Source organism: Photobacterium japonica, assembly GCF_050337005.1.
Lineage (GTDB): Bacteria > Pseudomonadota > Gammaproteobacteria > Enterobacterales > Vibrionaceae > Photobacterium > Photobacterium japonica.
In genome coordinates, this window is sequence record NZ_JAKJSN010000090.1 from 1 (window position 1) to 12,760 (window position 12,760).

9 protein-coding genes are annotated in these 12,760 nt (G+C 47.8%); 6 read left to right on the forward strand and 3 right to left on the reverse strand.

What is annotated here, in order from left to right; all coding sequences use genetic code 11:
- The first annotated feature begins 371 nt into the window (after positions 1–371).
- Together L4C36_RS22555 and L4C36_RS22560 are read left to right on the forward strand one after the other, a co-directional pair.
- The gene (locus tag L4C36_RS22555) at positions 372–1,073 is read left to right on the forward strand and encodes a MaoC family dehydratase (RefSeq protein WP_428480023.1); all 702 of its coding nucleotides are present in this window, start codon (positions 372–374) and stop codon (positions 1,071–1,073) included.
- Positions 1,074–1,429: 356 nt separating this feature from the next.
- Entirely contained in the window at positions 1,430–2,173 is a 744-nt protein-coding gene (locus L4C36_RS22560) for a class I SAM-dependent DNA methyltransferase (RefSeq protein WP_428480024.1), read from the forward strand.
- 115 nt (positions 2,174–2,288) lie between these two features.
- Here L4C36_RS22560 and L4C36_RS22565 read toward each other — a convergent pair whose 3' ends face one another.
- Together L4C36_RS22565 and L4C36_RS22570 are read right to left on the reverse strand one after the other, a co-directional pair.
- Positions 2,289–3,800 (reverse strand): CoA-acylating methylmalonate-semialdehyde dehydrogenase, encoded by a 1,512-nt coding sequence (locus L4C36_RS22565; protein WP_428480025.1) that lies wholly within the window; start codon positions 3,798–3,800, stop codon positions 2,289–2,291.
- 110 nt (positions 3,801–3,910) lie between these two features.
- The gene (locus tag L4C36_RS22570; protein ID WP_428480026.1) at positions 3,911–5,863 is read right to left on the reverse strand and encodes a bifunctional 5-dehydro-2-deoxygluconokinase/5-dehydro-2-deoxyphosphogluconate aldolase; all 1,953 of its coding nucleotides are present in this window, start codon (positions 5,861–5,863) and stop codon (positions 3,911–3,913) included.
- Positions 5,864–6,598: 735 nt separating this feature from the next.
- Between L4C36_RS22570 and L4C36_RS22575 the strand changes: the two genes are divergently transcribed.
- From L4C36_RS22575 to L4C36_RS22590, 4 genes are all read left to right on the forward strand, one after another.
- Complete coding sequence (locus L4C36_RS22575; protein WP_428480031.1) at positions 6,599–7,516, forward strand: sugar ABC transporter substrate-binding protein; 918 nt, start codon at positions 6,599–6,601, stop codon at positions 7,514–7,516.
- 143 nt (positions 7,517–7,659) lie between these two features.
- Positions 7,660–9,153: a sugar ABC transporter ATP-binding protein gene (locus L4C36_RS22580; protein WP_428480027.1), complete on the forward strand. Its 1,494-nt coding sequence runs from the start codon at positions 7,660–7,662 to the stop codon at positions 9,151–9,153.
- 125 nt (positions 9,154–9,278) lie between these two features.
- On the forward strand, positions 9,279–10,295 hold the full coding sequence (locus tag L4C36_RS22585) for an ABC transporter permease (protein ID WP_428480028.1): 1,017 nt from the start codon (positions 9,279–9,281) through the stop codon (positions 10,293–10,295).
- 254 nt (positions 10,296–10,549) lie between these two features.
- A complete protein-coding gene (locus L4C36_RS22590) occupies positions 10,550–11,380 on the forward strand; it encodes a MurR/RpiR family transcriptional regulator (protein ID WP_428480029.1) in 831 nt (276 codons plus the stop codon).
- A 103-nt stretch (positions 11,381–11,483) separates the two neighbouring features.
- On the opposite strand, the gene iolG is transcribed toward L4C36_RS22590, so the two are convergent.
- Complete coding sequence (iolG, locus tag L4C36_RS22595) at positions 11,484–12,467, reverse strand: inositol 2-dehydrogenase (protein WP_428480030.1); 984 nt, start codon at positions 12,465–12,467, stop codon at positions 11,484–11,486.
- Positions 12,468–12,760 lie beyond the last annotated feature (293 nt).

A 12,760-nucleotide genomic window follows, 5' to 3' on the forward strand; every position in this document is an offset into this window, starting at 1 on the left:
GTATTATTTTGTTTATACTTTATTGAGAATATCGAAAATCGCATTTTAGCTTACAATTGTTCGCTAAAATTTTAAGTCTACATGAACAGTCAAAAATGAAACCTTATTGACACTTTAAATCAGTACAAGTGTAAGCTTAAATAGCAATTTTTCGGGTTTATAATAGAGTGACATGGTGTTTACATTGATTTTTAGACTTTTTACACCAATCAAGCACACAAAGCTAACGCATTGTATTTAAAGTAAATCACAACAATGAGCACTATGTTTTTTGTGTGTTGAGGCACATTTTTTCTTTTCATATTCGTATTTGCCGTTACAATACATCGCCTTGTTCCAACGTCAGGCAGTCTTTAATAAGGGGTTTAGTCATGAAAGTTGTCGAATTTCTTAAACAAAAACGTACCGGTCTTTCCTTACATGCGTTTGAGTTTAAAGACATACTCTCACCCTCTCTGCGCCAACACTGGATGGGATTTGTCGATAAAGCAAATCACTCTCAGCTTCGCGCACTTATTTCTCATAAGCAGACTGCCTCGAATGATGATGTCGTACAACCATTAGAAAAAGTAGAAATTAAAGTGTCTGCACCTATCACGATGAAACCTGAAGCTGAAAAGCTTTATAACGAACTGACTGCAACACTGGGTGAAGTAATTCATACCGGTGAATGGTTAGTGGTTGATCAACCGCGTATTAATAAGTTCGCGGACGTTACCGAAGATCATCAATGGATCCACACCGATCCAGAGCGTGCGACGGAAGAATCCCCTTTTAAAACCACTATTGCGCACGGTTTCCTTACGTTATCTCTACTTTCAGTATTGACTGACAGCGTGGATCCGGAGAAGCAGAAGTTCCCTACCGCTAAAATGACGGTCAACATGGGCTTTAACCAAATTCGCTTCCCGTACCCAGTGAAATCGGACAACCGCATTCGTGCAACCACAACCATCAAGTCTGTCACACCCGTAAAGCGTGGCCTTGAGATTGTGCAAGAACTGACCGTACAGATCGAAGGCATTCGTCGCCCAGGCTGTGTGGCAGAGTCTGTGATCCAACTGCATTTCTGATCCCAACGTTAAAAATAAGAAAGCAGAATGAAGAACCAGAAACGGTATCACGTTTCTGGTTTACTCCCCACACACGTTTCACCCTTTCTTGATTTTCCGTGCTGCTACCCTACTACCTGCTTCTCTATCCCCCGCTCCCAAAAAACGCCTGCAACGTCATGTGCAACCTCACGCTTAGCGTACCTGCGAACATCATCTCAATCTCACCGCTAGTGCCACCTGCAAACTCGCTTCAAACTTCGACGCAAATGTAACGATGCAATAAATTGCTGGATAAATAATATATATGTCGCATTTTCTGCCAGTTGGTTTATGATGCGCCACCCTCATTTTTCAGCTAAAACGACTAAGCAAATATGTCCGGCAACGCCCTATATACTGACCTTTCTGGTTATTACGATCTCATGTGTGCTGATATCGATTACCAAGCCCAAAGCCACTGTGTTCGTCGACTTCACCAGATTTTCGGTAACGATGGAAAGACACATCTTGATTTAGCCTGCGGCACTGGCCCACACGTTCGCCATTTCATTGATTTCGGCTATCAGAGCAACGGGCTTGACCTCAACCAGCCAATGCTTGATAAAGCCGCCCTTCGCTGCCCTGAAGCGGAGTTCACACTGCAAAACATGAGTGAATTTGATGTCTCTGAGCCATTGGATCTCATTACGTGCTTCTTGTATTCCATCCACTACAACGATGGCATCGAGAACCTGAAAAAGTGCATTGAAAGCGTACATCGCTCACTCAAAGACGATGGTATTTTCTGCTTCAACGTCGTTGATAAAGACAAAATCAGCAACGAGCTATTCGTGAAGCACAACGCACAGTTCGATGCGAACACCTTCTCGTTCCGTTCAGGTTGGGACTACTGCGGCTACGGCGAGAAACAAACGCTCAAGCTGAGCATTGAAAAAACGACGGATGGTGAAACGCAAGTCTGGCATGATGAGCACCCTATGGTTGCTTTCAACTTTGATACGCTGCTTGCGCTGTTAAAACCGTATTTCGATGTGCACGTATTCGAGCATGATTATGAAAAAATCATCCCTTGGAATAACGCATCTGGCAATGCCATTTTCACCTGTGTGAAAATTTAAGCATCTCGTAACCAGCCAACAAGCGATCCCCTGACATAAAAACGCCCTGTGAGTTCACAGGGCGTTTTTTCATCTATTCCATTTTTTCATACCGCGTCACGCCTGCACATCTGGCTTAATCCATGGTTGGCATTACAAAGCTACTGGTATGTTGTTCAAGGCGGATGCTTGCTGGCCAACGACTGGTCACGGTTTTCATGCGCGTGTAAAAACGCACGCCGTCGTTCCCATGCACATTCAACGGCCCAAACACAGAACGCTTCCACCCACCAAAACTGTGGAATGCCATCGGCACCGGAATAGGTACATTGATCCCAACCATGCCGGCCTGTACATCTTCACTGAACTGCCGCGCCGTTTCACCATCGCGGGTAAAGATGGCGGTACCGTTGCCGTATTCATGACGATTGATCAGTGCCAACCCCGTTTGGTAATCCGGCACACGGACAATCGACAACACTGGGCCAAAAATCTCTTCCTGATAAATCGTCATCTCCGGCGACACATTGTCAAACAACGTCGGCCCCACGAAGTAACCCTTTTCATGGCCTGGAATAGCAATATCTCGCCCGTCGATCAATAACGTTGCCCCCTGATCGTGGCCCTGTTGGATATAGTCACAGATTTTCGCCTTATGCGGCGCAGAAATAACCGGCCCCATGTCATTTTCACGCCCATCCACAATACCTGGGCCAATGTTCATCACGCCGATCTGTTCAGACAGTTTGGCAATCATCGCATCTGCCGTTTCATCCCCGACGGCAACAACCACCGACAGCGCCATACAACGCTCACCCGCCGCGCCGTAAGCCGCGCCCATAATGGCATTTGCAGCCATGTCTAAATCCGCATCAGGCATTAAGATACAGTGGTTCTTGGCACCACCCAGCGCCTGACACCGTTTACCGTGCGCAGATGCCGTGGCATAAATGTATTCCGCTATCGGGGTTGAACCCACAAAGCTGACCGCCTGTACGCGACTGTCTGTCAGCAGCACATCCACCGCTTCTTTATCACCATTCACCACATTGAATACGCCATCGGGCAATCCCGCCTCTTTCAGCAAGGCCGCTAACACAAGTCCGAGTGACGGATCTTTTTCTGACGGTTTAAGGATAAAGGTATTACCCGTCGCTAATGCGATAGGGAACATCCACATCGGTACCATAGCCGGAAAGTTAAACGGCGTAATTCCGGCACATACTCCCAAAGGTTGCATCAACGAATGGCTATCGACACCGCCCCCCACATTAGCTGAGTGCTCCCCTTTTTGCAGATGCGGGATCCCGCAAGCAAACTCCACCACTTCCAAGCCTCGCGTGACTTCGCCCACCGCATCGGAATACACTTTGCCGTGCTCATTTGAAATAATACGCGCTAGCCTGTCCATATTGGCTTCGAGTAAGGCTTTAAATGCAAACATCACCCGCGCACGTTTCAACGGCGATGTTTTTGACCATGCAGGAAAAGCCTTTTCTGCTGCGGTGATCGCTTCTGCCGTTTCAGCCGCCGAGCTTAATACAACCTGTCGGGTTTGCTCGCCCGTCGCAGGATTAAACACAGGAGAAAAACGCTGGCTATGACTTTCGCTAATCTGACCATTGATAAAATTTTGGATCGTTTCCATGGTACATCCCTCAATATGATGGGCTTGCAGTGCGGCATTGATACATCGCTCATGTATGGACACGCACTGCAAACGTAAAACGGTAATAGCATCAAATATGTACGGTGCGTTTATACCTGAGCATCGAGCTCTGGCTGTCGTACGGCTTGTTCATGTTTGCCACGGGCACGCCACAATCCAATCAAATTGTGATAATTCGCTTTGATTTTGGCGATTAACTCGGCGTCGTCAATGGTGTTCGCTAACCACTGGCGTGACGGCTGACCAAAGATAGTACGTCCCACCGCAAACCCTTTTACGATGCGTTGACCAGCCGCGGCGTTAAAGCCCGCTTTCAATTCAGCTTCTGGCGCATCTAACCCCAGCAACACCACCCCACGACAATGGCGATCTTGCGCGTCAATCAATTCAGCAACCGCTTCCCAACCCGATGCCGCCATGGGAGGCAACTTCCACCAGTCCGGTTTCACCCCTAAATGATAGAAACGTTGCATCGCCTGCAAATACAATGCATCGGTACGTGCCATGTCAGCCGGTAAAATCAGTTCAAGTAGCAACTCATGCCCGGTTTTACAGCAGGCGGCATACACCTCAAGCAGTGTTTTTTCCTGCTCAACACGCAGTGCTTGTGCATCGTCAGGATGATAGAAAACAAGGCACTTCACCACGTGTTCTAATGGCCAATCAATGAGTTGCGTTCCGATATTGCCATGCTCCAGCGCTAGCGGACGAGAACCCGGTAATTCCACCGGTCGGCCAATCCACCAGCCCGTGCCTGTGGCGGTGTTCAATACATCCTGACCAAAGCGACTGTCGCATAACAAGCCCGCACGCCCCTGAAGATTCGCCTCTTCTGCCACTTCACGGCTGGCCTGAAAAATGAGTCGCTTCAGGTATGGAATGCGATCACTCTCTGCGCCTGCATCTCGAGCCATATCCACAAACTGATTACGGTGGTCGAACGCCAGTACGCATAATTCATCCCACGTTTTGTCTCGCGTCGTCACACGATGAAGGTGATTCAAACGCGCATCCTGATCCGGACGGGGAACGTCATTCGCCCGTTGCAGGTAATCATCCAACTCTGCTTTACTTGGCATCGCCGGTGCGCAGCCGTGGCGAGACACCACCAACGCACCACACGCATTGGCATACGTACAGGCCTGCTCCCAGCCTTCGTCACTCAGGTAGCCACGTAACAGACCTGACATGAACGCATCGCCGGCCCCCAAAACATTCAGTACATCGACGCGCACCCCACTGACGGTGATCCCCTCATCCAAATCATCAGGGATTGCACCGGTAAACACGGAACACCCTAGTGGCCCGCGTTTACACACAAACTCCGCCTGACTGACTGCACGCACCGCTCTAAGGGCTTCAATGGTGTCTGTCGAACCACCGGCAATGTGGAATTCTTCTTCCGTCCCGACAATCAGGTCAAACAGCCCCATCACTTCTTGCAGTTGCTCTGTGACTTGTTGTGATTCAATGAATCGGGTTTCACCATCACCCAGTGTGGTTAGCCCCCACAGCACCGGACGGTAATCAATATCAATGGCCGTTTTCACGCCGTGTTTGCGTGCATAACGCAAAGCGGTCAATACGGCTTCACGAGTGTGAGGATGTGAAAGATGCGTGCCCGTGATAGCGAGACAACGGGCAGAAGCAATGTAATCCTCGTCGATGTCATCCGCGGTAATTGCCATGTCAGCACAATTGTCACGGTAAAAAATCAGCGGGAAGGTTTCCTGATCTTTGATCCCTAAGATCACCAGCGCCGTTAACCGATCTTTATCGGTGAGCAAATGGCTGGTATCCACCCCCACGCGTTGCAGTTCTTCGCGAATAAACCGCCCCATGTGTTCATCACCCACGCGTGCCAACATCGACGATTTAAGCCCTTGTCTGGCGGTACCGTAAGCCACATTACCCGATGATCCCCCCAGGTATTTCGCAAACGTCCCCATGTCTTCCAACCGAGCGCCGATTTGCTGACCATAAAGATCAACCGCTACACGCCCCATACAAATAAGATCGAACTGCTTACTGCTCGTACACATCGCTCTCACTCCTTGCCGTCGGTTCAGTACGACCACACGGCGCCAGTAAAATGGTTCCTGTTATGAGCTAACGGATTCTGACTGCCAGCCCTTCGTTATTGCTTGAAGAACACAATACGAAACATACGTTTCATTTTCAATCAATAATGAAATGAGTAATTTGATTTGTGATCTGCCTATACTTTTTGCTTTCTCATTAAAAAACGTCTTCCCACCCACTTTCCGTGAAAAATATTTTCCATATAAAAGGAAAGGATTTTCAATTTAGAATATTAGTTTCATATTTACTTATAATTCAAACACTTAATATCCGCACACAAGGAAAACAACATTATTACCTTTAATTTTCAAGTGGTTATGATTATTTATTGAGTGGAATATTGATTCCAACGAGATCAAGATAACACTTCCAATAATTCCACAAAGCAATATGTGGTTATTATTCATACATGCACTTATAGTTCTATCCATTCCAGTGATAAATATATTTCACCCAACGTAAAACCTACGCCGCTACCTGTAATGGTTATTCCATGTAGTGGCAAATTGCATACTACCGCCCGACATAATGAAACATACATTTTAAATCGCGTTCGGCGAAACGTATGACGTTATCAATGAAGGAGGCTTACCATGCCATCAGCTATTCATGGATTTACTGCTCGACTTCCTCGCACGTTACACCACTCACTCTCCACTTTTGCCCGTCATGCCCAACGCCAGCTAAAAAAGGTCATGCTGGTTTCAGGGTTGCTCGCACTCACCGCCTGTGGGGGTGAAGAAGCGGACAGTGATGTCACCCGTATCGGCGTGGCCATTCCAAACTTTGATGACACCTTTATGGTGTACATGAAAGATTCCATGGATAGCTATGCAGAACAATTTGATGGCAAAGTGGAACTCACGTTTGTTGACGCGAAAGAAGACACCGCCAAGCAACTCGGTCAGATTCAAAACTTCATTGTTCAACAGATGGACGCCATCATTCTGGTTCCCGTGAATACCGACGCCACGCTGCCAATGACCGATCAAATATCCAAAGCGGGCATTGAATTAGTTTTCCTCAATCGCCGCCCGTCCTATATGCCGGATGGCGTGTTCTATGTGGGCTCTGACGAATTGAAGTTTGGCGAGACCCAAGCCAAATTCGCAGCCGACTCTATTGCAAGTGGCAATATCGGCATTCTGATGGGGATGTTGACGCAAGAAGCCGCCATTATGCGTACCAAAGGGGTGGAAGATTTTTTTGCTAACAGTGAAGACTTCAAGGTTGTCCGTAAACAAACCGGTTTATGGCAACGCGCACAAGGCATGATGGTCATGGAAAACTGGCTGAATTCCGGCGATAAAATTGATGTCATTATTGCGAATAACGATGATATGGCACTCGGCGCGATTCAAGCACTTCAAGCAGCAGGGAAACTCAAAGACACGATCGTCGTCGGTGTCGATGCGACCCCCGATGGCCTAATGGCCATTGAAAAAGGCAGCCTGAGTGCGACCGTATTCCAAGATGGTGGCGGTCAAGCACGTGGTGCCATTGATGCGGCATTAAGTGCCGTGCAAGACAAGCCCTTTGACAAAATCACTTGGATTCCCGCTGAATTGGTGACCAAAGCGAACCTCGCGGCATTCAATGCCAAACAAGGTTAAGCGTTCTACCGCAATACTTACGTTCCTTGATTCTCAACAGCAGCAACATGTCCTAAACCGGCTCTGCTAACTGTCACGGCCACCGATAACGAAAAACAGGTCATCAATGACAGAGAGCAGAGCCCACTTTTGGAGCAACAGGAATGAACGACGTACTACTTGAAATGCGCGGTATAACCAAAACCTTTCCCGGTGTAAAAGCCCTCGATAATGTTCAGCTCACCCTACGTAAAGGCCGAGTAATGGCACTCATGGGTGAAAATGGCGCCGGAAAATCCACATTGATGAAAGTGCTGTTTGGCATTTATCAGCGAGACTGCGGCACCATTGTTTACCAAGGTGAGCATGTCAGTTTCACCGGCGCGAAAGAAGGCCTTGAAGCGGGGATATCCATGATCCATCAGGAGCTCTCCCCTATTCTCCATCGCAATATCGCGGAGAATATTTGGTTAGGTCGCGAACCGGTGAAGGGCCCCTTCCAACTGATTGATCACGCGAAAATGTACCGTGATACAGAGGAACTGCTTCAGCGGCTTAATTTACAACTTGATCCACGCACTCAGATGCACGAATTAACCGTTGCGACCATGCAGATGGTTGAAATAGCCAAGGCGATTTCATACCACTCAAAAATTATTATTATGGACGAGCCGACTTCAGCCCTAACGGATAAAGAAGTCACACACTTATTTGAAATTATCGAGATGCTAAAATCCAAAGGCGTTGCGATTGTTTATATCAGCCATAAGATGGGGGAAATATTCCAAATCTGTGATGATATCACGGTGTTTCGTGATGGCTGTTATATCGGGGAGCGTGAAGCCCAAAGCACCAATAACGATGAGTTAGTCCAGATGATGGTGGGACGGGATCTCGGCGATGTCTTCCCACCACCGACCGCGAAACCCGGTAAAATCAGGTTAGAAGTGAAGAACCTGACCGTAGACGGTGCATTCAATGACATTAACTTCAAACTGCACGAAGGCGAAATTCTCGGTATTGCAGGATTAGTCGGCGCGGGACGTACCGAACTTATCGAAACGTTATTTGGTGTCCGACATAAAGACCAAGGCGAAATTTGGATTAACGGCAATGAAGTTGAGATCCATACACCACAAGATGCCATTCGGCACAAAATGGCCTTTTTAACCGAAGATCGCCGCCAATCTGGCCTCTACCTTATGCTGGATATTTTCGCCAACACGTCTATCGCGCACTTAGATGCTTACCGGAACAAAGTGGTGAACGTGCTTGATGTTCGAAAAATGCGTCAAGACAGCGAACAACACTGCCAGAAGTTACGGGTGAAAACGCCGAATATGCATGAAGCCATTGATAATTTAAGTGGCGGAAACCAACAAAAAGTCTTGTTAGCGCGCTGGATGCTGACCAAGCCTGATATTTTATTTCTCGATGAACCCACCCGTGGCATTGATGTCGGTGCGAAATCTGAAATCTATAAACTGATGCGACTGCTGACAGGTATGGGAAAAAGCTTAGTCATGATCTCTTCCGAATTACCTGAAGTGATTGGCATGAGCGATCGTATTTTAATTATGCACGAAGGGAAGCTAAAAGGCATGATTGATGGGAAAGCCGCCAGTCAGGAGAAAATCATGTCGATGGCGCTGAATTAATCGCAAGAGGCTGTGAATACCGATAATAAGTACAACGTAAAATCCAATAATAAGTGAAATACCCGTATTGACGATTTTCCTGACATTCAGGGATTAATTGAATAATTCTTTCAAGGATAGTTGTTATGATTGCAAAAATAATTGACGCCACTTCTGACTCGAAATCGCCCCGAAATTATTCACGTTTTATATCAAAATACGCCATTTACTTCGTATTTATTGCTATGTGTATTGTCATGTCCATTCTGTCTCCGGTTTTTCTTACCGTGGCAAACTTATTGAACGTTGTAACACAAATGGCCAGTATTGGTTTGTTGGCACTGGGTGTCACCATCATCATTATTACGCGAGGCATTGACCTGTCGTCGGGTTCGGTGCTTGCGGTGGCGGCCGTTGTTTCCGCCAGTATGGCGCAAAGCCTTGATTGGGGCATGCGCATGTACCCCAATTTAGGGGAACTCCCTGTCATCATACCTATTCTTGCTGCGTTAGCGGTCGGGGCATTCTGTGGTTTCATTAACGGGGCACTTATCGCCTATACCGGGATCCCGCCTTTTATCGCCACACTCGGTATGATGATCATCGCGCGCGGGGCTGCCTTGCTTTACTCTGATGGCCGCCCTGTCAGTAGCTTGATCGATTCATACCAGTGGATTGGGCAAGGCACGATCGTTGGGATCCCTGTGCCTGTTATCATCTTCATCGTCATGGCCATTATCTCTTACATTCTGTTGAACTATACCCGCTTTGGTAAGTACGCTTACGCCATTGGGGGGAACGAAACCGCCGCTTATGTCTCCGGAATCAACGTTAATAAATACAAAGTCTTGATCTACAGCTACGGTGGGTTACTTGCGGGTATTGCCGCGCTGATCCTTGCAGCGCGGATCAACTCTGGTCAGCCCGGGTTAGGGGTGTCGTATGAACTTGATGCCATTGCCGCCGCAACCGTGGGCGGTGTCTCTCACGCTGGGGGGATCGGCACCATTCAAGGCACCATCATTGGTACCATGATCATGGGTGWGCTGCAAAACGGGTTGGATCTACTTAACGTTTCGGCGTATTGGCAACAGGTCGTGAAAGGCTTGGTGATTGTCGTTGCCGTTATTTTCGATATGAAGCGACAGAAAAAGAGCCAATAACCTCAACACGCAGGTGCATTAGCGCGTCATGACAAAAGCCACAGGTTCTATCCGATACTGTGGCTTTTTCTTCTTCGTTTTTCATCACACTCGACACGGTTACATGACGCTCTCTCTAACACGCTTTCAAAATGAAACATACACACCAAAAGTGTGCCTAACCACGCTAACAAGTGAAAAATTCATTTCATCGATATTCATTACTCTCTACAATAAACGTACGCCGCACTCAGTGACACATTAGGGAGTTTCACATGACCGTCGCCACCAGCCTCACCGAATTACACGAGCAAATCCGTACGCGTTATGGCGACTTGAGCAAGCGTCTGCAACAAGTGGCCCACTATGTGTTGGATAACACCCACAGCGTAGCCTTTGATACCGTGGCTGTCATTGCCAGCCAAGCAGACGTCCCTCCTTCTACGCTGATCCGTTTCGCCAGCGCTTTTGGGTTCAGTGGCTTCAATGATATGAAACAGCTGTTTCGCCAAAACCTTGTGGAAGAAACGAGCAGCTACACGGACCGGGCACGTTTATTCAAATCACTTGATAGTGAATCACTGCCACCCGAAACCCCTGCGCAAATATTGCAGGCCTTTGCCCATGCCAATGCACAAGCCATGGCGCACCTTGCGGCTCAAACACCCGAAAGCAAACTCGACGCCGCGGTTGACCTGCTGAGCCAGGCTGACAATATCTACCTGATCGGTTTGCGTCGTTCATTCAGTGTGGCCTCCTACCTCACCTATGCCCTGCGCCACTTGGAACGCCGAGCCTTTCTGATTGACGGGCTTGGCGGCATGTTCAAAGAACAACTCAGCATGATTGGCCCTAACGATGTGGTGGTGTCTATCAGCTTCAGTCCGTATGCAGAAGAAACCGTGAACCTCAGTGATATCGCGGCGCGGGCTGGCGCCAAGCAAATCGTCATCACTGACAGTGCCATCAGCCCATTGGCAACATTCAGCGAGGTGTGTTTTGTGGTAAAAGAAGCCCAGGTCGATGCGTTTCGTTCACAGTCCGCATCACTGTGTTTAGTACAAACGTTAGCGGTGTCGTTGGCGTATAAAAACGGCGCCCAGTAAGCCGCGCAGGATATGCCCCCCATAAGAAACGCCTCGTCATAGTCATGACGAGGCGTTGTTATTTGTGTTGGCTGTTATGGCTGGAAAGCAATAACACAGACAGTTACAGCATAACGGTCTTGCCTGTTTTCATGGATTCAATCGCGGCATCAGCCAGCATCAAGGCGTATTCACCGTCTGCACCCGTACATTCTGGCTGTTCACCATTGAGGACATCAACAAAGGCTTGCCATTCCGCCACGTAAGCGGCTTGGTAACGTTCAAGGAAGAAATGCTGAGGTTTTGCAGCCACACAACCGGTTTCGCCCCAATGTTCCACTAAGTTTTCTTTCATGTTTCCGGCCTGCAATACCCCTTGCGACCCGTGCAGCTCCATGCGCTGATCGTAGCCGTAGCCTGAACGACGGCTATTATGCACCGTGGCCATCGCGCCAGAGGGGAATGCCATCACCAATACGGCAGTATCGATATCTCCTGCCTCACCAATGGCCGGATCGACCATGCAACTGCCGTGTGCGGTAATCGACACCGGATCTTCCCCGATGATAAAACGGGCCATGTCCAAATCATGAATCGTCATATCACGGAACATACCACCAGACACTTTGCTGTATTCTGCTGGCGGCGGTGACGGATCTCGAGAAGTGATCACCAAGGATTCTGGCGTCCCGACCACGCCGGCGATCAGCTGATTCTTCAACGTACGGAATTGCGGATCATAACGACGGTTAAACCCAACCATCATCGGGACTTGATACTGTTTTACCGCCGCCAAGCAATCTCTGACTCGGCTAAGTTCCAAATCAATCGGTTTCTCACAGAAAATCACTTTACCGTGCTGTGCTGCCAGTTCAATCAGATTGGCATGCGTATCCGTCGCAGAACAGATGCAGACTGCGTGCACATTCGGATCAGCCATTGCCTGTTCAACACTCTGCAAAATAGCATCATATTTTGTGGCTAGCTTTTGCGCCCCTTCCTGATACGGGTCAATAATAGAATACACATTCGTTTCAGGGTGACTTGCAATATTAACCGCATGAACTTGCCCGATTCGACCCGCGCCAAATAACGCAATATTAAACATGTTTGACTCCTTAACAAAAAAGAAGACACACTGGCTCGTGTGTGAGATGACCATTAATGATAATAGGAAACAGATAAGCACGCATATCTCTGCTTTATGTATCGCGCTTCGTTTTATTTCTTACTTCAATAATGAAATAGTATATAAATAATTTTGTTAGTTCAAATACATAACACCACCAATATTTCAATCTGTGTGATAGATAACAAGTTAACTATTACGGGATATCGATGATAGATATTGGCATGATTTATTATTTTGTAAATTACAGTTCACACTACCAACCATTAAAT

Bases quoted from the DNA above. Each gene is read 5' to 3' on its own strand.
- L4C36_RS22555 (WP_428480023.1), top strand. From the start codon at position 372: ATGAAAGTTGTCGAATTTCTTAAACAAAAACGTACCGGTCTTTCCTTA.
- L4C36_RS22565 (WP_428480025.1), bottom strand. From the start codon at position 3,800: ATGGAAACGATCCAAAATTTTATCAATGGTCAGATTAGCGAAAGTCAT.
- L4C36_RS22580 (WP_428480027.1), top strand. From the start codon at position 7,660: ATGAACGACGTACTACTTGAAATGCGCGGTATAACCAAAACCTTTCCC.
- L4C36_RS22590 (WP_428480029.1), top strand. From the start codon at position 10,550: ATGACCGTCGCCACCAGCCTCACCGAATTACACGAGCAAATCCGTACG.
- L4C36_RS22560 (WP_428480024.1), top strand. From the start codon at position 1,430: ATGTCCGGCAACGCCCTATATACTGACCTTTCTGGTTATTACGATCTC.
- iolG (WP_428480030.1), bottom strand. From the start codon at position 12,467: ATGTTTAATATTGCGTTATTTGGCGCGGGTCGAATCGGGCAAGTTCAT.
- L4C36_RS22575 (WP_428480031.1), top strand. From the start codon at position 6,599: ATGCTGGTTTCAGGGTTGCTCGCACTCACCGCCTGTGGGGGTGAAGAA.
- L4C36_RS22570 (WP_428480026.1), bottom strand. From the start codon at position 5,863: ATGTGTACGAGCAGTAAGCAGTTCGATCTTATTTGTATGGGGCGTGTA.